Here is a 19,707-nt window from a genome sequence, read left to right as displayed (position 1 = left end):
ACAGAGGCCACGCCGCGCGAGACTCACAGCCGTAGCGAACGCACAGCCGCCGCGATATCGGCAGCAGCGTTGACCACTACCTGCTGATAGCCAGCGACAACGCCGTCCACGCCACCCGGCGCGGCCAACTCCGCCCGTGTGTGGCCCACCGTCACCCTGCCATCGGGCATTCGGCGCACGGTCCAGTTGACGATGGCGCTGACGCGTTCGTCGATCTGGGCATCGATCTGCACCACTTCCGCGCTGACGCGGTAAAGCGGCTCCGCGCCGGACCTGCCATGCTGGTAGGCATCGACCGCGCCCAGGCTCGCCTGCAATCGCTGGGACAGCGCGTCCCGAAACTCATCCGGCAGCGATGCCGACCAGCGATCCTGCGCCAATAGCCTGAGCCTGCCATTGCCGTCGCTCAGGACAAGATTGACCCGGTTGACGCGCTCCGGCACGCGAACGGGTGCCACTTCGATCCACACAGGCGCCGTGGCCTGGCCGGGCGCTGGCGTGGCCGCGGGACGCGCCAGTGCCGGCAGCGACAACGTGTAGTACCGCGCCTGCGGCGAAGCACAGCCGGCCAGCACAGCAGCGGCAAAGGCGATCACCGCACCCGCGGCCAGCCGCAGCGGATTGAAGCGCCTCACCATGGTGCCTCCTGCTCCGTCTTGCCGCGCACCACGGCTTCCGGGTGCCCTTCCAGATAATCGGTCAAGGTGCGCAGCGAGATGGCGGTGCGCGTCAACTCCTGCAGCATGCGGCGCGCGTCTTGCTGCATCGGCGCGTTTGCGTCGAGCGCGCCATTGGCCACCTGCAGTGTCTGGTGCGCATCCCGCAGCACGGTGGCGACTTGCGGCATCACGTCGCCGTTGACCTGGGCCACCAGCTTGTCGGCGTTGCTCAGCATCTTGTCCAGTGACGCCATCGTGGTCCGGAGGTCCTGGCCGATCTGCTCAAACGGCACCTTGTCCAGCTTGGAAACGATGTCCCCCAACTTGGCCTGCAGTTCGTCGAATGCCCCGGGTATGGTGGGGAGCTCGGGCACGGGGGTGTCCAGGCTGAGCTTGACCGGTGGCGCGTTAGCGAAGAAATCAAACGCCACAAAGACCTGGCCCGTCAGCAGGTTGCCGGTGCGCAGCTGCGCCCGGAGGCCGCGCTTGTTCAGCACATCGGCGATGCCCCTGGCGTGGGGCTTATCCGCGAGGTCGCGCGCGGATAAGCCAATGCGGGAAGGATATAGTTCCACGATGACGGGCATGCGGAAGGCCTTCTTGTCGCGCTGGTATTCGATCCCGATGGATCGAACCTGGCCCACCGCGATACCGCGAAAGTCAACCGGAGCGCCGGGAGACAGGCCGCGCACGGACTGGTCGAAGTAGAGCACGGCCAGCGTGGGCGCAAGCTCGTCGGAGGCCTTGAAGGCGTTGGCCTGGTCGCTGGCGAGCATGAACTGGGTGTTTTCTCCTGCCACTGCTGCAGCCTTGGCATCGTCCGGCGCCTGGAAGGCAACGCCACCGAGCAACATCGTGGCAAGCGACTGCGTGTTGAGCTTGAACCCGCCCGAGTCGAGCTTGATATCGACGCCGCTGGCGTGCCAGAAGCGCGTATCCACGGTGACCATCTGGTCATAGGGCTTGTTGATGAACACCCGGACGGACAGGTCACGGCCATCGGGATTGAGCCGATAGGCCACCACCTGCCCGACCTGCACACGCCGGTAGTAGACCGGAGAGCCGATATCGAGCGAGCCAAGGTCCGCGGCGCGCAGCACGAACTGCGTGCCGGAGGCATCGGTGGTGACAACAGGCGGTGCTTCCAGCCCGGTGAAGGCGCGTCTGCGCACCGCCCACCTGCCGGCGTCCACGCCGATATAGGAGCCGGACACCAGCGTCTCCAGGCCCGAGATGCCAGAGACGGCGATCCTCGGGCGCACCACCCAGAAGCGGGTGTCCTGGCTCGAGAAACTCTCGGCGTCGCTAGTCAGCTCGATCGTCGCGACGACATGCGAGCGGTCCGGCGCCAGCCGCAGTGACTTGACGAGGCCGATATCCACGGCCTTATAGCGCACCGGGGTCTTGCCGGGGATGAGTCCGTCGGCCGAGCGGAAGCTCACCGTGACCGTTGGGCCGCGCTCGGCCAAGGTGTGGATCAGCAACCACAGCGAGATCACGGCAGCGGCAATGGGGACCAGCCAGACGAGCGAGGGTATCCAGCGCCCCCGCTGCCGGCGTTCCGGCCCGGGCATCGGCGGCTGTGGTGGCGGCAGCAAGGTGGAAGAAGGCAGAAGCGGCACGGATGCCTCAGGATCGGACATGACTTGCATCCAGCGAATCCCACAGCAGGCGTGGGTCGAAACTTAGTGAAGCCATCATCGTGAGCACTACCACGGAGCCGAAGGCAATCGCCCCGCCGCCCGGAACAATGGTCGCCAGCGTGCCGGCCCGTACCAGCGAAGCCAATAGCGCGACCACGAAGATGTCGAGCATCGACCAGCGTCCAATCAGCTCAACCAGGCCATGGAGGCGGGTCTGCTGGTGGATGCGCCAGCCTGAGCCCAATTGCACGGTGATCAGCAACAGGGTAAGGATCGCCAGCTTCAAGAGCGGCACGACGATGCTCGCAATCAGTACGATGATGGCGAGCAGCCTGGCGCCCGACATCCACAGATAGATGACGCCGGAGAAGATGGTGTCGCGCTGCGTGCCGAAGATGGATTGCGTCACCATCACCGGCAGCAGGTTGGCAGGGATATAGAGCATGTAGGCCGCCAGCAGGAAGGCCCAGGCGCGGGTCAGGCTCTGCGGCTTGCGATGGTGCAAGATGGCGCCGCAGCGCGGGCAGGGTTCGCCCGCCAGATCGCGCGGGCTGAGCGCGGCGCAGGCGTGGCAGGACAGCAGGCCCAGCGAGGCCGCGGTCGTAGCGGTCGTAGCGGTCGTGATTGTCATCGTGGCGTTTGCTCCCCCGGGTACCGCCAGAGGTCGCGCGGGTCGAAACAGAGCATCACGGCGAGCACGATCATCAGCCCAGCGAGCGACCACAGCGCAACGCCCGGCAGCACCTGGGCAATGGTCGAGAGCTTCGCCAGTGTGACCAGCACGCCGATCATGAAGACTTCGAGCATGCCCCACGGCCTGGCCTGCTGGATGGCGCGGACGAGACGACCGAATCCCGGCGGCACCCGGCGCCGGGCCATCGGGGCCAGCAGGTAGAGCAGCATCAGCATCTCGGCCAAAGGAAACAGGATGGTGGTAGCGAACACCAGGATCGCCACCGGCACCATCTGGCCGGTCGAGAGGGCCTGTATCGCGCCCCACAGCGAGGTCTGCGAGCGCACGCCCTTGAGATCCATCTCGACGATGGGACAGGCGCCCGAGAGAATGAAAAGAACCAGTGCGGTCACCACCAGCGGCAGCTGGCGGTGATAGGCGCGCTGACTCTGGCGATACAACAGACCGCCGCAACGTCGGCACAGTGCGCGTTCGCCCTCGGCGAGACCAGCTCGCTGATGGACAGCGTCACAGTATTTGCAGGCGACCAGGTGCGCGAGGCTCGCTGGGCGAGCCGACACGTCTTGCTTTGTAAACGGGGGCATTGCAGTAGCTCGCAGGCGCAAGGCAGACTCGCGCATGGCAAAGAGAAGCGGCATGTGTTGTGCTCAACTACGCGGATCACGGCATTGCCAGCCACTGCGCCATCCGGCCAGCTATCCAGCCGCAGCCAATGCAAAGCGCCACCCATGCGACGACAATGGCGGCACAACTCCTGAGGTCCATGACTCAGCTCCGGCGGATGCCGCTTGCTGCCCGGCTTAAAGCCAGCCGGCAAGCGTGACGCGTGGCGGCGACGTGGTCACCGGAGTTGTTCCACGAGCGCGTCCGCGCCTTTGTCGATGCCGGTCTTGGACGCAGTCAATGCGCCGAAATTGGCGACAACGTTCATGGCATTCGGGTATTGCTTGGTGATGTACGCCTTGAGAAGCCGATTGCTCTGCGCATCGAAGATCTCGACGGCGTAGATGACATAGCCCGTCATCGCGCCCTCTCGCCCCCGGATTGCCTGCACCCCGTTGTAGAGCCCGCCAGCAATGTCGAAGCGCAACAACGGCCCGAGGACTGGGGTAGTGGCGCTCGCACCGGTCAATGTCAGCTTCAGGCGCAACGTGTCCCGGGCCGGGCTGTTCACGATCGCGAAGCGCGTTTTCAGTTTCTCGGAAAATTGCGATTGCATGTAGCTCGCGAGCGCGGCTTTATCGTCAGCAGACATATCGTCGAACTGATGGTCGCGGCCTTTGTAGATTTCAACCGGGTCAACGATGACCGACGTGTATTTCCGCCAGTCCACCGCCGTCGCATAGCTATACGGCATGCGCTCGGCTTCCTCTTTGGCGTTGGTTGTCAGCACGGTTGACGATGAAATGCCGGAATAGGCCACGGGCTTTGTGCTCGCGCAACCCGTCATGACCACGGCAAATAGTGCGATCAGCAGGAGTCGGTTCGTTGTATTGGAGGCGAGCATTTGAAATCCCTTCATTGATTTGCCGACGGACCACGTTCGCTATGGAATGCGAGGTCAGAGGCCATTTAGTGGATGCGCCATGCTTGTGAATCCAAGCGATGGTCGACTCTGGTTCTGTTTCCTGAACTGTGAAGCAGCCCCTCCCCGCTGCAGACAGGCGCACGCATCCACAGCGCCAGAAAGCGCCGGTGTTTAGCGTGATCCACGGAAGTGCAGGACTGTGACGTAGCGAGAGCTGCCTTGCGACGCAGTATAGCGTCTCGCAATCAATTTGCAAACAATACAGTCGGTTTGTTTTTTTGGAGCCAACAGGTGACCGAAGACAAGCCAGGGAGGGAGGTCGGGGATGGCCTGGTATGGCCACCTCAAGTTCGGCGACCGCCCGCTTTACCTGGTGGTGCTGGTGAGTTGGCTAATCGCCCTGGCCGAGTACTGCTTCGCGGTTCCCGCCAACAGGATCGGTCACGCCATCTACAGCGCTGCAGAACTCAAGACGATGCAAGAGGTCATTACGCTGGTTGTCTTTGCCGTCTTTTCCGTGGTCTATCTCGGCGAGCGGCTCACACTCAACCATCTGCTGGGCTTTGGCTTCATCTGCTTGGGTGCCTTCTTCGTTTTCAAAGGCCCATTGCACTAGGAAACGATGATGGCAATGCTTTTCATGCCCTCGACGCACGCCAGCTCGCGGAGGTGGCTTTCTGGCCTGAACCTCTTCCTGGCCGACGTCCGTGACGGACTGGGGCCGTTCCTCGGCGTGCTTCTGGCCGGCCGCGGCTGGCGAGCCGATGACATCGGCTACGTCATGGCTGCGGGCGGCATTGCAGGCGTGCTGGCGACCACGCCAATGGGTGCATGGGTCGATGCGTCACGCCACAAGCGACTGCTTCTGGCGGGCAGCACCATCGTGCTCATTCTCGCCACGATGGTCTTGTGGAAGGTACCTTCGTTCGGCATTGCTGTCGCTTCGCAAATCGTCACGGCCGTTGCTGGTGCATTGATGGGTACCGCCGTCATGGCATGACCCTGGGCATCGTCGGCCAGAAAGACGTGCCCCGGCAGTTGGGCATCAACGAGGCCTGGAACCATGCCGGCAATGTGGCCGCGGCAGCAGTGGCCGGGCTCGCGGGCTACCGCTGGGGGCTCTCCGCCGTGCTCGTTCTGATGATGCTGATGGCGTGCGCGGCACTCGCCTGTCTGTGGAAGATTCGACCGCAGGATATCGACCACGAACTGGCCCGTGGCGGTGAGTCCGGTCCAAACTCTTCTGCGCGAGACAACGTTCCGCCCCCCCTTTGCTACGGGCCCTGCTGGATTCGCGCGACTTGCGCCTGCTTGCAGTCACGATGCTGTTGTTCCACTTGGGCAATGCTGCGATGCTGCCTTTGTTCGCGCAAGCGGCCGTCGCTCGCGGACTGGCCGACCCGAGCGTCTTTACGGCAACGACCATCGTCGTGGCCCAACTGGTCATGATTCCCGTGGCGCTATTGGCTGGGCGGTATGCCAACCGTCACGGATATTGGTCGCTGATCATGGCAGCTATGCTGGCTCTGCCGCTGCGCGGCCTGATTGCCGCAGGTTGGGAATCACCCTGGGCACTGATTCCAGTGCAAGTCCTCGATGGGATCGGGGCGGGCCTGCTGGGCGTCGCGTTGCCAGGACTCGTGGCTCGTATCCTGCAATGCACTGGGCACGTCAATGCAGGCCTTGGCGCCGTGATGGCGATCCAGGGGCTGGGCGCAGCAATGAGTTCCGCGCTCGCTGGTTGGGTCGCGCATCATTTTGGCTATAGCGCCGCTTTTGTCGCTCTGAGCATCATCGCTGCCATTGGACTCGTCGTTTACCGCTTCAGCATGTCATCGCGGCTGTGCCGAAATGGTCTCGGGATCGCGCCCTGATCACGCGTCCGATCGGACGATAGCTTCCGGCTTCGAAACGATCAAGCTGGACGTGGATCAGGTTGAGGTACGGCAAGCTACAACGACCAAGCACGTGCAAGAGCGCTTCGCGAAGCCTCAACGACAGAATCCTCACGGCGACTGTGCAAGCAAATGAATGTGAGTACACAGTCGAGTTTCGCTTGATCGGCAACGACTAGTCCGTGCTCCTGTTGTTCACGCATGGCAATCGAGTCACGCATGAGTGACAACCCGATACCGGACTTGACCAAGTCAATCATGGACGCCTCCTGATCGACCATGGCGACCCGCGCAGGCTCTACGCCGGTCATGGAACCCGGGCCGAAGACCGATGCGAGCAAGCGATGATGGACTGATTGTGGCGGCGTCTTCAGCCACGGAAGGCCAGCTAGTCCGCGCCAGTCCTGGCCATGTATCTTGGCTGCCCAGTTACGCGGTCCTACGACGAGATAGGAAAACTGCAACAAGGGTTGCTGCCAGACATGGCTACAAAATCGAAGGCGCCAAGACGCTGAATCATCTGACTGCCAGTCTTTGGGGCAAAGCGAAGATCGGGCTGGAATATGTGGCGCGGCGTAGTGGCCCCATGAGCATGGCACCTTCACAGCTAGGCGTATTCACCTCGAGCTCGCCAGACCAAATCTGGCCCAACATTCAGTTCCACGTACAGCCGCTCTCTCTGGAAGCATTCGGTGAACCGCTGCATGCGTTCCCTGCGTTCACAGCAAGCGTTTGCAATCTCAATCCGACAAGCCGGGGAACCGTGAAGCTCAAGAGCCCCGACTTCAAGGTGGCACCGGCGATTTCGCCAAACTATCTCACAACAGAGACCGACAGGAAGGTTGCAGCCGACTCTATCAGGGTCGCAAGGAACATCGCCTCTCAGGACGCACTGCGGCGGTACTCCCCTATAGAGTGGAAACCTGGAAGCCAATTCCAGACGGACGACGACCTCGCCCGCCTGGCCGGCGACATAGCAACGACGATCTTCCATCCCGTCGGGACGACCAAGATGGGCGATGACAAGGACCGAATGGCGGTTCTCGATTCACGGATGCGGGTCCGCGGAGTGGAAGGCCTAAGAGTCGTGGATGCTGGCGCAATGCCAACGATCACCAGCGGCAATACGAATAGCCCAACCTTGATGATGGCAGAAAGAGCTGCTGGATGGATTCGTGACGCAGCCTAGCGCCTAAAACGGTTTCCCCGTTGTCGATTTGCATCCAAACCTGACCCAGGCAAGGCTGGTTTTTGCATCGAATGTCGACCCACGTATGGAACACTGTTCTGCCCGGGAACGGGCGGGCGTTCGGAGTGATCGGCGTGGCCATACCAAGAGCGGCGCTTGATCATTTCAAGGCGCTCGCCTGAATTGAACCGTATTTCCGAACCGTAGGCAGGGAGTTGATCCACCGATGACAAAAATTTCTCTGAAGCCCCTTTTTGTAGGCACCGGCCTGACGGTGATGCTGGCCACGGCGCCGGTCGCTGCGCAGGCGCAGTCCTATCCCGACCGTCCGATCAAGCTGGTCGTGCCGTTTGCCGCCGGCGGCGCCACAGACGTGCTGGGCCGACTGCTTGCGGCGGGCCTCTCGCAAAAGCTTGGCCAGGCCGTCGTGGTCGAGAACAAGCCCGGTGCCAGCACGGCGATCGGCGCCACCCAGGTGGCTAAGGCTGCGCCAGACGGCTACACGCTGCTGCTTGGCTCGAGCACCACGCTCACACTGAACCCGACGATTCGTCAAAACCTGAACTACGACCCGGCCAAGAGCTTCACGCCGCTTGGGATGATCGCCGACTTGAGCCTGGTGCTGCTGGTCAACGCCGAGATTCCGGTGACCTCGCTCAAGGACTTGGTGATCCAGACCAAGGCTCAGCCTGACAAGTTCTACTATGGCTCGTTCGGTACCGGCTCCTCAGTGCATTTCGGCGGCGAGATGCTCAAGTCGGCCACCGGCGTTCATATGGTTCACGTACCGTTTAACGGAAGCGCGCAAAGCCTGACCGCGCTGGCCGGCGGTCAGGTTCAGGTTGCGGTCGATAGCGTGGTCGCCAGCCTGCCACTGATCAAGGATCACAAGATCAAGCCGGTAGCGGTGCTGTCAGCGCAGCGGCAGCCCGCGCTGCCCCAGGTACCCACAGTGGCCGAGAGCGGCTATCCGTGCTTCCAGATGGGGTCGTGGTTCGCGCTGCTGGCGCCCGCCGGACTTGCGGCACCGGTGCAGGAGAAGCTAGAGAAGGCCCTGGCGGAAGTTGCGACGGCGCCCGCGATCAAAAGCCGGATGCTTGAACTCGGCCTGACGCCCGCCTACGGCAACGGCGTGGCGGTCAAGGCGCGCGCCGAGAAGGAACTTCCTGAGATGCGGGCGCTGGCGGCACGGGCCAATATTCGCGCCGAGTAAAGGGGGGAGCCGCAACGGGGATTTATCGCGCTGCAGATGGGCGAGCCCGCGCCGACGCCTGCGAAGCTTTCGGCAGGGGCACGTCCGACGATCAAGGCGCATAGGGGACGCATCCGGCCACGCAAATGAACATGGCAGCAGGGTCTACCGCTATCCCCCCGAAGCACCGAAATGCACGCGAAGGGCCAGGTAGCCAGCGGATATCGCCAGGGTCACGAGTGTGACCGGGACACCCACTGTCGCATGGCGACGCCAATCGATTCGGATGTTGCGCCTGGCCGCGGCATCCACGACGATGATGTTCGCGATGCTACCGACAATGAACAGGTTGCCGGACAGCGAACTGACCAAGGCAAGGAGCGGTCCAGACATCTCGTGATGCGCCAGCGGCAGTAGCAGCATCACGGCCGGCACATTCGATACGAGGTTCGACAGAACAAAGGTGGCCCCGAATAGCGGCGCAAGCTGGTCGAGGTGAAGACCGGCAGCGGCGAGGTCGGCGATGACGGCGGCGGTGACGCCGGATTGCTGTAGCGCATGATTGACGACGAAGAGCGCCATGAACAGGATCAGGAGTTCCCAGTCGACGAGGCCGAGTGTGCGCGCGGAATGCATTTTGCGGCTCATCAACAACACGCCCGCGCCGATGAGCGCCACGTGCTCGCGCGGCCAGGGCCCGACAAGGAAGGCCACCAGTAGCACTGCCGCAACTGCGAGGCCCTTGGTGGTCTGCCAGCGGTCCAGCGGCACTTCGTCGGTACGCCGTGCCGCCTCATCGACCGCTCCCGCAACGCTTGCGGGAGCCGACCAGCGACCCTTTACCTGCCAGGTGATCAATACCCATGTTGCCAACAGACCAAAGGTGACTGGCACCATCGCCTCGCCAACATAGGCGAAAAACGGCATGCGCAACGTCTGGCCGATCAGCATGTTCTGTGGGTTCCCGATCAATGTGGCGGCGGAGCCAATATTGGAGGCACAGGCAAGCGCCAGCAGATAGGGCATTGGATCGAGGCGCCGCCGTTGGCAGGCATCGATCAACACTGGGGCGACGGCCAGGCAGACGATGTCGTTGCTGAAGATGGCCGACAGCGCCGCGACGCCAAAGATGAGCGCCCCGAGCAGGCCGGGCGGGCTGAATGACAATGAGACGAACCGGTGCGTAACCCAGTCGTAGAAGCCACCCAGCCGCATCTGCGCTGACACCACCATGAAGGAGAACAGCAGGATCACGGTCGGCAGATGGATGGAGCCCGCTGCCTCTTCCAGACTCACGGCATCGACGCTGATCAAGGCAATCGCACCAAGCAGTGCCACGCCCGTCCGGTCCAGTTGCAGGAATGGGAGCCCACCGAGAATCATCCCCAGGTAGACGACGAGAAAGATGGTGACGATGGTGGCAGTCATTTGGTTGCGCGGGTCAGCCCCGTTGAAGTGGATCCAGTGCTCGATGTTGGCTTAGACGCCGGCGAGCGCGGACTACTTTTTTTGCCGGGGCTTGGCCTTGGCCTCTGGCTTTGGCTTTGGCTTGTCCTTGGGTTGCGTTGACCAGGCCTGGCTGTCGAGCAGCCGGTCGAACAAGCGGTCGCGCTCCTCTGGCGCAAGCGGGCAGAGCCCCAGCATCTTTGCGAGCACCATCCCCTGGGCAGCCTGCCAGCGCAGGAGCGCCAGATCGGGATCCTCCGCCTCCTCCTTGATGCGCACCACCTTCTCGGCCGTCTTCTGCCTGACCGCAGACAGCAGCTCGGGATTCTCGGCAATGGAGCCGAGGATGGCAAAGACCAGCGACTGTGGATGGGAGACGGATTCGCGAAACGCCAGGATCTGCTCCGACAGCTGGGCCTCGGGATTCCCGGCGCCAGCAGTGGCCAGGTAGTCCTTCGCGAACTTGTCGAAGTACTCGATCTGCTGGTCCAGCAGCGCCTCCACCACGGCCGCTTTCGTGCGGAACTGGTGCATCACCCGCCCCTTGCTGATCCCGCCCTCTTGCGCGATGGCATCGATTGTGAGCCGGCCAGGGCCCTCGCGCGCGAGGATGGCGATTGCCGCGTCAAGGATGATCTGGCGGGACCGCTCCGACCGTACCGTGTTCTCCATTGTCTATCTCCACAGCGGGGGCTTGTCCCGCCTAACCAACTCTCCAACATAACCGGAATCCCGGCCAAAAACAATATTTATATATTGTTTGCAGCGGTGCCTCGCGAGGAAGCGGCCGTTCAGCACATGCATGCCAAGGTGGACGGCGTCGGCAAGGAAGGGAAAGCGCACGATGCGGCGGAGAAGGCTGCGAGAAAGCTCGCCACGCGTTCCCCTCCAACTCGGTTAGTCAATCACCGAAAACGAGAGTGGGAAGCAACTGAAATCGGGATGGTCAACTTGGCTTTTGCGACACCCAAGTAGTAATCTTCATTACTGGCCGCTGCATATGTGACATGGGCAAATGCCCGACTGCTCGATGGCGGCTTGCATTGCGATGGCGGAATATCCAAATGAAGCCCCCCCATCGCGAAGCACGCCCCATGCCGGCAGCGTCTAATCAGTCCGGCCACGCATCTTCGCGAATTGGGGGCGATACGGTCAGCCCACGATACGACTTGAGGAGCCGGTCCAATGGGAAGCACCAACGCAGTTGCGGTGGCGGCAGTCGCCTTCGTGGGCAGCCACTTTCTCTTGTCCCATCCGCTGCGCAGGGGGTTGGTCCGCACGCTTGGCGAAGCAGGGTTCCAGGGCGTCTATTCGCTGGTTGCGGTCTTGACGCTCGGCTGGCTGATCCTGGCATACCGAAAGGCGCCCCTGACGGCACCACTATGGCCGGTAGGGAACGGCCTCTGGGCGGTGATGACCGCACTCATGCTGATCGCGTCGGTCCTCCTGATGGGTTCGCTGATCCGCAACCCGGCGCTTCCCACCGGCGGTCGGCTCGGCGCGTTCCCGGAAGCGGCGCGCGGCGTGTTCGCGGTGACGCGCCACCCAATGATGTGGTCGTTCGCCCTTTGGGGGCTGTGCCACATCGCGGTGTTCCCGGTGGCCAAGAACATCATAGTCGCCGCGGCCATGGTCATCCTCGCGCTCGTCGGCGCCGCGCTGCAGGACCGGAAGAAGGAGCAGCTCCAGCCCGATCTCTGGCCCGCATGGGAGTCGAAGACGAGTTATCTGCCGTTCGCGGCGATCGCCGCTGGCCGTGCGCGGCTCGGCGGGTTCGGCTTGCACGCGCTTTTGGGCGGCCTCGTCGTCTGGCTCGCAGCAACTTGGGCTCATCTCCCCCTCGCCGGTTGGGCCGCGGGCATCTGGCGCTGGCTGTAGCAGCGGCGGCAAGCAACCGGGCCATGATCCATCCGTCCGAGTTCACCCCGGCTACAAGCGCACTCCTGATAAAGCTGCTGAGCGAAACGTTTGCACAAAATCAGGTTGCCGTCGTAACGGGTGACGCTGCTGCGGGGCGGGATTTCGCTGCGTTACCGCGGATTTCAGACGCCAGCGCGCTTTCCCCGTATCGACTGACGCATTTAATGATGAAGTAGTGACAGGTTTAATTTGTTCCACGCTTGTCAGGCGCCCAGGTACGCCCGCATCAGCGCCTCGAACCACTCCACGAATACCGCCAGCCCATGTTTCTGGTCGACACAGCAGACTCCGAAGCCAGGAGGACCCCGCCTGGCAAAGTGCAATTAGTGTGGCAGGCTAGCATGGCCGCCCGTACCACGGCTCCGGTCTTATTGGTGGCGTTCAACTTGCGCACTGCGTTCTTGATATGAAAGTTGACCGTATCCACCGATAATTGAGCCATCTACATCCATCGCCCAACCTTTTCTTTCAGGCTAGACAGGCCTTCAAAAGGTACCAGAAATGCGACGCAATCGCGGAGGTCAAGGCACTTGCCGCGGACGTGCCAAGGAGAGGGCCGCGCGGGGAGGACGAGCGACGGGGCATGATCCCCCTGCGCGCTCTATTTACTGCAGCTCGATCTTCGCGATCGCCGCCAGCCGCTTCCAGCGCGCTATTTCGTCCTTCTGGTAATCGCGCAGCTCTGCCGGCGTGGACAGGATCAGCGAGGTGGACTGGCGCTGGTAATACTCCTTGACGTCGTCGGCGGCGCCGGCCTGGGCAAACAGTTCGCCAAGGCGTTGTGCGATGGGCGCGGGTGTCTTGGCGGAGACCGCTGCCGCCACCCAGTTGTAGGCCAGGAAGTCCGGCACGCCGGCTTCGGCCACGCTCGGCACGCCCGGCAGCAGCGGCGAGCGCTGAGGCGCGGTGTAGGCCAGCGCGCGTACCTTGCCGCCCTTGACCAGCTCAATCGCGCCGCTGGCATCCACCACGGCGAAGTCCACGTTGGCGGCCATCACGCCGTTGATCGCGTCGCCCGCGCCCTTGTAAGGCACGGCAGTGGTCTTCATGCGGCTTTGCTCGTTCAGCCATTCGCTGTAAAGCGTGTACGACACCGAGCCGGTGCCGTAGTTGAGCGCGCCGGGCCGCTTGCGCGCGTCCTCCACCAGCGCCTTGAGCGTGTGGTACGGCGAACTGGCGGGCACGATGATCAGGCATGGCCCACGCGACAGCAGCGTGATGGGCGTGAAGTCGGTCAGTGGATCGTAAGGTAGCTTGCGGAAGGTGGCGGCATTGGTGGACAGCGTGGAGTTGCTGCCGATAAACACCGTGTATCCGTCGGCCTGCGCGCTGAGCAGCGTCTGCACGCCGATAAAGCCATTGCCGCCCGGCTTGTTCTCCACCACCACGCCCTGCCCCGTCAGCTCGCCGATCTTCTTGGCGAACATGCGGGCGGTCATGTCGGTACCGCTGCCGGATGGGAACGGCACGATAAAGCGGATCGGCCGGGTGGGAAATGCCTGCGGCTGCGCCAGCGCGGCGAAAGGCGCGCCTGCCAGGCTAGCTGCGAGGGCGGTGCCGGCCAGGATAGCGAAGCGGCGCCGGGAACAGTTCACGGTTGGGGTCATGTTGTCTCCTTGGTCTTCCGCCTGGCAGTGGGGTCCGCCAGTGCGGGTGCGTCAGTGGTTCAGTGGTTCAGTGGTTCAGTGGTTCAGTGGTTCAGTGGTTCAGTGGTTCAGTGGTTCAGTGGTTCAGTGGTTCAGTGGTTCGCTTTTGCGGCGGGCTAACGCCTGAGGCCGAGCAGATCCCGCGCGATAACCCATCGGTGCACTTCGGACGGGCCTTCGTAGATGCGCATCAAGCGCGTCTCGTTGGCCATCTGCTGCAACGGCATTTCCTTGGTCATGCCCATCGCGCCAAAGGCTTGCATCGCGTGGTCGATCACGTCCCAAGCCATCTCGGTGGCGAATACCTTGATCATCGAGACCTGCGTACGCGCCTCGTCGCCGGCGTCAATGCGTGCCGCGGCCTCGTAAGTCATCAGACGGCAAGCGTGGATGCGGGTGGCGGCATCGGCCACCCACCACTGGATTGCCTGCCGGTCCGCCAGCGCGGCGCCGAAGGTGCGGCGCTGCGGCGCGTACTCGCACAGCATGTCAAGCGCACGCTGGGCGCGGCCAATGCACCAGGCCGCCATCTGCACGCGCCGGCTGGACAGCCGTGCCTGCATCGGCGCGAAGCCCTGGCCTTCCACGCCGAGCAGCTGCGTGTGCGCAACGCGGCAGTCTTCCAGCACCACCTCGTAGGTGGAGGCGCCGCCGATCATGGGGATGCGCCGTTCTACCTTGAAGCCGGGCGTGCCCCGGTCGACCAGAAAGGCGGAGATGCCGCCGCGGGCGCCGCGCGTCTTGTCGGTCACGGCCATCACGATGGTCCAGTCGGCGCGGGCGGCGCGGCTGATCCAGATCTTGCGGCCGTTGAGCACCCAGTCGTCGCCGTTGCGCTCGGCACGGGTGGTCATCATGGCCGGGTCGCCGCCGGCGCCAGGCTCGGAAATAGCGATGGCGGAAATGGTCTCGCCGCGCGCGTAGGGTTCCAGGTAGCGCGCACGCTGGGCCGCGTCGGCGGTCTTGAGCAGCATGCGCAGGTTCGGTGAATCGGGCGGCAGGTCGTAGGGTGTGACGGTCTTGCCTAGTTCCTCGTTGACGCCGACCATGGCCACCACCGGCAGGTCGGCGCCGCCCATCTCGGCCGGCGCATCCAGGCCCCACAGGCCTAGCTCGCGCGAGAGCCCGTCCAGCTTGTCCTGCTCCTGCGGCAGCAGCGTGAGCTGGCCGCCCTCTGCCTCGCGGGCCAGCACGCCCGCTTCGAGCGGGATCAACTGCTCGCGCACGAAGCGCGCCACCAGGTCCTTGAGCATCTGGTGTTCTTCATCCAGTACGAAGTTCATGCAATGTCTCCTTTATTGTTTGCGTGCCGCTTCAGCCGGCGTCCCGGCCGCGTGTCAGCTGGGCGATGTCTTCAGGGGCTAGCCCGGCTTCGCGCAACACTTCATCGGTGTGCTCGCCCAGCGTGGGCGCGTGGCGGCGCAGCGACAGCGGCGTGGCGGAGAAGCGCGTCGTGGGCCGCATCTCGCGCAACGGGCCCTCGGTGGGATGCTCGGTCTGCTGGAACAGCCCGACCGCTTCCAGGTGTGGATGCGTCGGCAATTCGTCTGGCGTATAGATTGGCGTGGCGGGGATATCCAGCGTCTCGAACAGCGCCATCCACTCCTTTGTGGTACGGGTCGGGGTGATCTCCGCGAGGTGCTGGTACAGCGCGCGGATATGGACGTTGCGCTGCGCGCGGCTGGCGATGTTGTACTTGTCACCCAGGTCGTCGCGGCCCACGGCGTGGAAAAAGGCTTTCCAGTGACGGTCCGTGTACGGTAGCGCGCAGATCCAGCCGTCCGCGGTCTGCGCTGGCCGCCGTCCGCCCTGCAGCAGGCGCGCATAGCCGGCCGCGCCGGTGGCGGGCTCGAAGGTCAACCCCGCCAGGTGCTCGGCCATCACGAAGCTGGCCATGGTTTCCAGCATTGGTACCTCCACCGCTTGCCCGCTGCCGTGGCGCTCGCGGTACAGCAGTGCTGCCATCACCGCGTTGGCCAGCGCCATCCCGGTGGTCTTGTCGGCGATCAGGCTGGGCACATACTCCGGCCGGCTGCCAGCAACCGCGCCCAGCGACACCAGCCCGCAAGCGGCCTGGATGATGTCGTCGAAGGCCGGCTTGTCGCGGTGCGGGCCGTCCTGGCCAAAGCCGGTGGCCACGCAGTAGACGATGCGCGGGTTCAACGCTGCCACCGCGGCGTAGCCAAAGCCCAGCCGCTCCATGGCGGCCACGCGCATATTGTGGATCAGCACATCGGCGCCAGCGATCAGGCGCCGCAGCGCCGCAGYGCCCGCAGGCGTTTTCAGGTCCAGCACCACCGAACGCTTGTTGCGGTTGAGCGCCAGGTAGATTGAACTCATGCCGGCGTTGCGCGATACGCCGTTGGCGCGCATGAGGTCGCCTTCCGGCCCTTCGATCTTGATGACGTCCGCGCCAAGGTCGGCCAGCGATTGCGTGGCCAGGGGGCCCAGCACTACGGAAGTCAGGTCGAGTACGCGAATTCCCTCGAGCGGGCCGGCGCAGACGGGTTTCTGATGTTGCATGCGGCCCCCTCAGCGGCGCTGGAAGACGGGCGCGCGGCGCTCGGCCATCGCCGCCACGCCTTCGCGGAAATCCGCGGTGGCGAACTGCACGCGCTGGATGGCCAGCTCACGCTGGTTGGCCGCCACGATGCAGTCGGCCAGCCCCAGGCGCAGCGTCTCGCGTGTGCTTTCCACGGCCAGCGGCGCCGAGGCCGCGATATCGTGCGCGAGCGCCAGCGCGCGGGCACGCACCTCGGCCTGCGCCACCAGTTCGTCGGCCAAACCGATGCGCACCGCTTCCTCGCCGTCGATACGCCTGCCCGTGTACAACAGCAGCGCGGCCTGCTGCTCGCCGACCAGGCGCGGTAGCGTCACGCTCATGCCAAAGCCGGGATGGAAACCGAGCCGGTTGAAGCTGGCGCTGAAGCGCGCTTCACGGCATGTGACGCGGAAATCCGCCACCAGCGCCAGGCCCAGCCCCGCGCCGATCGCGGCACCCGCAACAGCCGCCACGATGGGCTTGCGGTTGCGGTACAGCTTCATGGCCTGTGCGTAGAAGGCCGATGGGTCGCGCGAGACGCTGCCCTGATCGGCGCCGCTGAAATCGGCCCCGGCGCAGAAAGCGCCCACGCCGGATGACAGCACAATGGCGCGGCAGTTGTCGTCCTCGTCAAGTTGCAGCAGCGCTTCAGCCAGCCGGCGCATCACATCGGCGTCGACAAAATTGTGGGGCGGGCGGGAGATCTCGATCTGCGCAACATGCTGGTCGCGTGTCAGGACGATTTCGGGGCTGGATGCCGAGGTCATGGCGAAGGGCTCCGGGTAGTGGAAAGGCACCCAGTATTCGCCGATGCGGATTCCCGCGCTACACTACAATTTCGAATACCGAAATTACTTGCAGCACGCCGACGCTGGATTGGCGGGCCTGCGGCCAACGACATGCCTGATCCGCAACCCTATTCCGCCCCCGCTTCCGACCCGGATTCCCCCGTCAAATCGCCCTCGAGCCGCGAACTCACGCACAGCACCGGCCAGTTCACGCGCCAGACCGGAGGCAGTCAGTCGCTCGAGCGTGGCCTGCTGCTGCTGCGCGCGTTCCGCGTCGGCTCTTCCAGCCTGACCAATGCGGACCTGGCTGCGCGCACCGGCCTGCCGCGCCCCACCGTCAGCCGCCTCACGCGCTCGCTGGTGGACAGCGGCTTCCTGTGCTACGACGCCACCGAGCGCGCCTATCGGCTGGCGGCCGTGGTGGTGAGCCTGGCGGACGCCTTCCACCACGCCACCACGGTGCCCGATATCGCCCTGCCGCTGATGCGCGAGATCGCCGAGGCGGAAAAGGTCAATGTCGGCCTGGCCGTGCCCGACCAGACCGCCATGGTCTACCTGGCCGCGGTGCGCCACAGCCGCGACAGCGTATCGCGCACCCGGCGCGTAGCGCCCGGCACGCGCGTTCCCATGGAACTGACCTCGATCGGCATGGCGTGGCTGGCCGCGGTGCCGGCCGGCGTGCGCGACCATTTCCTCGCACGGATCGCGGAGAAGGCTGGCGGCGAATGGCCGGCCTTGCACAAGGAATTGTCGCGTGGCATTGCCCAGTCCCAGGCGCAAGGCTATTGCACCGCCAACTACCAGCCGGGTCACCTGACCGCCGTGGGCGCGGCGTTCCGCGGGCCGGACCACCAGTGGTATGGACTCAATATCAGCTTCCCGCACAAGCCCAGCGAAAAGCCGCGTGATGTGGCGCGCTATGCGCCGCTGCTGCTCGGTCTGATCGAGAAGATCAGCGTGTCATGCGGGATGGAGGACGGCGTGGAGTCAGCATGACGGCCCGCGGCTAGCGCGGGGCCGGCATGGCGCAGCGAGGCGGGAATCCGGGGTGCGCGATGGCTTCCGGTCTGGCCTGCCGTTTGCCAAGCGGCAGATCAGGCAAGCCCGAACGTAAGCCCGAGCGTAAGCGTCCCGCAAGGCACCCTTACAAACCAACGTGATGGACCCAGCCGGCAGGGCCAGCGGCCTGGTTGCGCTGAATCTCCACCAGCCGCTCCCTTAGCACCTTGACGGTGTTGCCGGCGGCGCCGTTGCCGATCGCGAAGCGCGTGCGCGCGGACCGCACTTCGCCAATGGCCACCAGCGTCGCCGCCGTTCCGCAAACAAAGGCCTCGGCCAGGCGTCCGCTTTGGGCGTCCGCCTCCCACTCCGGGTACGAATACCGTCGCTCTTCCACCACCATGCCCATCTCCCTGGCCAGTTCGATCACCGAAGCCCGGGTGATGCCCGGAAGAATCGAGCCGCTAAGGGGCGGCGTGACCAGGGTGCCGTCGTCCATCACGAAGAAGATGTTCATGCCACCGAGTTCCTCCACCCAGCGGTGCTCGGCGGCATCCAGGAAGACCACCTGGTCGCATCCGTTCGCGGTGGCCTCGCTTTGTGCGACCAGGCTGCCGGCATAGTTACCGCCGCACTTCGCCTCGCCGGTGCCGCCGGGCGCGGCGCGCGTGTAGTTCTCGGATACCCAGACGGAGACCGCCTTGTCGCCGCCCTTGAAGTACGGGCCCACCGGACAGGCGATCACGCAGAAAATGAACTCGGAGGCAGGCTTGATGCCGAGGAACACCTCGTTCGCAAACATGAAGGGACGCAGGTAGAGGCTGCCCGAGCCATGCGGCACCCAGGCCTGGTCGACCCGCACCAGTTGCTCGATCGCTTCCAGAAAGAGCGATTCGGGCAACGCCGGCATGGCCATGCGCTTGGCCGACGCCTGGAAGCGGCGCGCATTCTCGAGCGGGCGGAACAGTGTCACGGCGCCATCCGCGCCACGATAGGCCTTCATGCCCTCGAAGATCTCCTGGCCATAGTGGAGTACAGAGCACGCCGGATCGATCAAGAACGGCTTGCGGGCGGTGACCTTGGCGTCCTGCCAGCCCTGTCCTTCACGCCAGGTGATCGTCACCATATGGTCAGTGAAGACGCGGCCGAACGCGGGGTCGCGCATCAGTGCATCCCGCGTGGCCGCGTCGAGCGCGTTCGGGTTGGGTTCGAGGCTGAAAATGGTTTGTTGCGTCATGAGCGCGATTCTTCCTTCGCTGTCGTTGGGGACTGGCAGCAGAGCGAACACCCCTGTCTGCCGCCGGCATGGCACGTGGCTTTGCGTGAAATCCGAGGGTATCGATGATCGCATGCTGGCGCCCAGTTTGTCTCCCATGTCATTGCAGGCCCCATCGCCAGGCACTCTGCACTTTCGCTCGGACTTTCGCTCGAAGCTAGGGATGAAGGCCTCGAAAGATGGCGTTAACAAGGATTGACCTTCGCTACGGACATTGCTTAGCCGCTACAACAAGCCAATTGGCACATGGACGTTATGTTAAATTATTACGCTATATAAGAAGGAGTGCG

General features: G+C 64.0%; 18 protein-coding genes and 3 pseudogenes. 7 read left to right on the top strand and 14 right to left on the bottom strand.

Annotation, left to right across the window (positions count from 1 at the left end):
* Nucleotides 1-23 precede the first annotated feature (23 nt).
* The 5 genes from AB4061_RS04165 to AB4061_RS04145 form a co-directional block, all read right to left on the bottom strand.
* On the bottom strand, nucleotides 24-638 hold the full coding sequence (locus AB4061_RS04165) for a PqiC family protein (RefSeq protein ID WP_441631156.1): 615 nt from the start codon (nucleotides 636-638) through the stop codon (nucleotides 24-26).
* On the bottom strand, nucleotides 632-2,302 hold the full coding sequence (locus AB4061_RS04160) for a PqiB family protein (protein ID WP_441631154.1): 1,671 nt from the start codon (nucleotides 2,300-2,302) through the stop codon (nucleotides 632-634). Before AB4061_RS04160 ends, AB4061_RS04165 begins: the two co-directional genes overlap by 7 nt.
* Nucleotides 2,289-2,933 (bottom strand): paraquat-inducible protein A, encoded by a 645-nt coding sequence (locus AB4061_RS04155; RefSeq protein WP_441631152.1) that lies wholly within the window; start codon nucleotides 2,931-2,933, stop codon nucleotides 2,289-2,291. The genes AB4061_RS04160 and AB4061_RS04155 overlap by 14 nt, the downstream gene beginning before the upstream one ends.
* On the bottom strand, nucleotides 2,930-3,580 hold the full coding sequence (locus tag AB4061_RS04150; RefSeq protein WP_441631467.1) for a paraquat-inducible protein A: 651 nt from the start codon (nucleotides 3,578-3,580) through the stop codon (nucleotides 2,930-2,932). The genes AB4061_RS04155 and AB4061_RS04150 overlap by 4 nt, the downstream gene beginning before the upstream one ends.
* A gap of 257 nt (nucleotides 3,581-3,837) precedes the next feature.
* Nucleotides 3,838-4,503 (bottom strand): DUF3313 domain-containing protein, encoded by a 666-nt coding sequence (locus AB4061_RS04145; protein ID WP_441631150.1) that lies wholly within the window; start codon nucleotides 4,501-4,503, stop codon nucleotides 3,838-3,840.
* Between the two features lie 346 nt (nucleotides 4,504-4,849).
* Between AB4061_RS04145 and AB4061_RS04140 the strand changes: the two genes are divergently transcribed.
* Both AB4061_RS04140 and AB4061_RS04135 read left to right on the top strand, forming a co-directional pair.
* The gene (locus AB4061_RS04140; protein WP_441631148.1) at nucleotides 4,850-5,140 is read left to right on the top strand and encodes a DMT family protein; all 291 of its coding nucleotides are present in this window, start codon (nucleotides 4,850-4,852) and stop codon (nucleotides 5,138-5,140) included.
* Nucleotides 5,141-5,164: 24 nt separating this feature from the next.
* Nucleotides 5,165-6,398 (top strand): annotated as a pseudogene (locus AB4061_RS04135) (MFS transporter).
* A gap of 77 nt (nucleotides 6,399-6,475) precedes the next feature.
* Here AB4061_RS04135 and AB4061_RS04130 read toward each other — a convergent pair.
* Nucleotides 6,476-7,018 (bottom strand): LysR substrate-binding domain-containing protein, encoded by a 543-nt coding sequence (locus AB4061_RS04130; RefSeq protein ID WP_441631465.1) that lies wholly within the window; start codon nucleotides 7,016-7,018, stop codon nucleotides 6,476-6,478.
* Here AB4061_RS04130 and AB4061_RS04125 point away from each other — a divergent pair.
* Nucleotides 6,907-7,608 (top strand): annotated as a pseudogene (locus tag AB4061_RS04125) (GMC family oxidoreductase); the annotation flags it as partial. The gene AB4061_RS04130 and the pseudogene AB4061_RS04125 overlap by 112 nt on opposite strands.
* A gap of 226 nt (nucleotides 7,609-7,834) precedes the next feature.
* Nucleotides 7,835-8,821 (top strand): Bug family tripartite tricarboxylate transporter substrate binding protein, encoded by a 987-nt coding sequence (locus AB4061_RS04120; RefSeq protein WP_441631147.1) that lies wholly within the window; start codon nucleotides 7,835-7,837, stop codon nucleotides 8,819-8,821.
* Nucleotides 8,822-8,971: 150 nt separating this feature from the next.
* Here AB4061_RS04120 and AB4061_RS04115 read toward each other — a convergent pair whose 3' ends face one another.
* Entirely contained in the window at nucleotides 8,972-10,228 is a 1,257-nt protein-coding gene (locus AB4061_RS04115) for an anion transporter (protein WP_441631145.1), read from the bottom strand.
* A 72-nt stretch (nucleotides 10,229-10,300) separates the two neighbouring features.
* Nucleotides 10,301-10,918 (bottom strand): TetR/AcrR family transcriptional regulator, encoded by a 618-nt coding sequence (locus tag AB4061_RS04110; protein WP_441631143.1) that lies wholly within the window; start codon nucleotides 10,916-10,918, stop codon nucleotides 10,301-10,303.
* Between the two features lie 513 nt (nucleotides 10,919-11,431).
* Between AB4061_RS04110 and AB4061_RS04105 the strand changes: the two genes are divergently transcribed.
* Nucleotides 11,432-12,124 (top strand): NnrU family protein, encoded by a 693-nt coding sequence (locus AB4061_RS04105; RefSeq protein ID WP_441631141.1) that lies wholly within the window; start codon nucleotides 11,432-11,434, stop codon nucleotides 12,122-12,124.
* 23 nt (nucleotides 12,125-12,147) lie between these two features.
* Entirely contained in the window at nucleotides 12,148-12,342 is a 195-nt protein-coding gene (locus AB4061_RS04100; protein WP_441631139.1) for a hypothetical protein, read from the top strand.
* Between the two features lie 161 nt (nucleotides 12,343-12,503).
* Here AB4061_RS04100 and AB4061_RS04095 read toward each other — a convergent pair.
* From AB4061_RS04095 to AB4061_RS04075, 5 genes and pseudogenes are all read right to left on the bottom strand, one after another.
* Nucleotides 12,504-12,599 (bottom strand): annotated as a pseudogene (locus tag AB4061_RS04095) (LuxR C-terminal-related transcriptional regulator); the annotation flags it as partial.
* 172 nt (nucleotides 12,600-12,771) lie between these two features.
* A complete protein-coding gene (locus AB4061_RS04090) occupies nucleotides 12,772-13,773 on the bottom strand; it encodes a Bug family tripartite tricarboxylate transporter substrate binding protein (protein ID WP_441631137.1) in 1,002 nt (333 codons plus the stop codon).
* Nucleotides 13,774-13,928: 155 nt separating this feature from the next.
* Nucleotides 13,929-15,095 carry an acyl-CoA dehydrogenase family protein gene (locus AB4061_RS04085; RefSeq protein ID WP_441631135.1) on the bottom strand — a complete coding sequence of 389 codons (1,167 nt, stop codon included), beginning with the start codon at nucleotides 15,093-15,095 and terminating at the stop codon, nucleotides 13,929-13,931.
* A gap of 31 nt (nucleotides 15,096-15,126) precedes the next feature.
* Nucleotides 15,127-16,335 (bottom strand): CaiB/BaiF CoA transferase family protein, encoded by a 1,209-nt coding sequence (locus AB4061_RS04080; RefSeq protein ID WP_441631133.1) that lies wholly within the window; start codon nucleotides 16,333-16,335, stop codon nucleotides 15,127-15,129.
* 9 nt (nucleotides 16,336-16,344) lie between these two features.
* A complete protein-coding gene (locus tag AB4061_RS04075; RefSeq protein ID WP_441631131.1) occupies nucleotides 16,345-17,121 on the bottom strand; it encodes an enoyl-CoA hydratase/isomerase family protein in 777 nt (258 codons plus the stop codon).
* 132 nt (nucleotides 17,122-17,253) lie between these two features.
* On the opposite strand from AB4061_RS04075, the gene AB4061_RS04070 reads away from it, so the two are divergent.
* Nucleotides 17,254-18,138: an IclR family transcriptional regulator gene (locus tag AB4061_RS04070; RefSeq protein ID WP_441631129.1), complete on the top strand. Its 885-nt coding sequence runs from the start codon at nucleotides 17,254-17,256 to the stop codon at nucleotides 18,136-18,138.
* A gap of 148 nt (nucleotides 18,139-18,286) precedes the next feature.
* Here AB4061_RS04070 and AB4061_RS04065 read toward each other — a convergent pair whose 3' ends face one another.
* Nucleotides 18,287-19,378 (bottom strand): branched-chain amino acid aminotransferase, encoded by a 1,092-nt coding sequence (locus tag AB4061_RS04065; RefSeq protein WP_441631128.1) that lies wholly within the window; start codon nucleotides 19,376-19,378, stop codon nucleotides 18,287-18,289.
* Nucleotides 19,379-19,707: the final 329 nt, after the last annotated feature.

The sequence above is a fragment of the Cupriavidus sp. YAF13 genome (genome assembly GCF_052113425.1).
In the GTDB taxonomy this organism is placed as follows: Bacteria; Pseudomonadota; Gammaproteobacteria; order Burkholderiales; family Burkholderiaceae; genus Cupriavidus.
The sequence above is the reverse complement of the archived record's forward strand: the minus strand, read 5'-3'. Positions and strand labels throughout refer to the sequence as shown.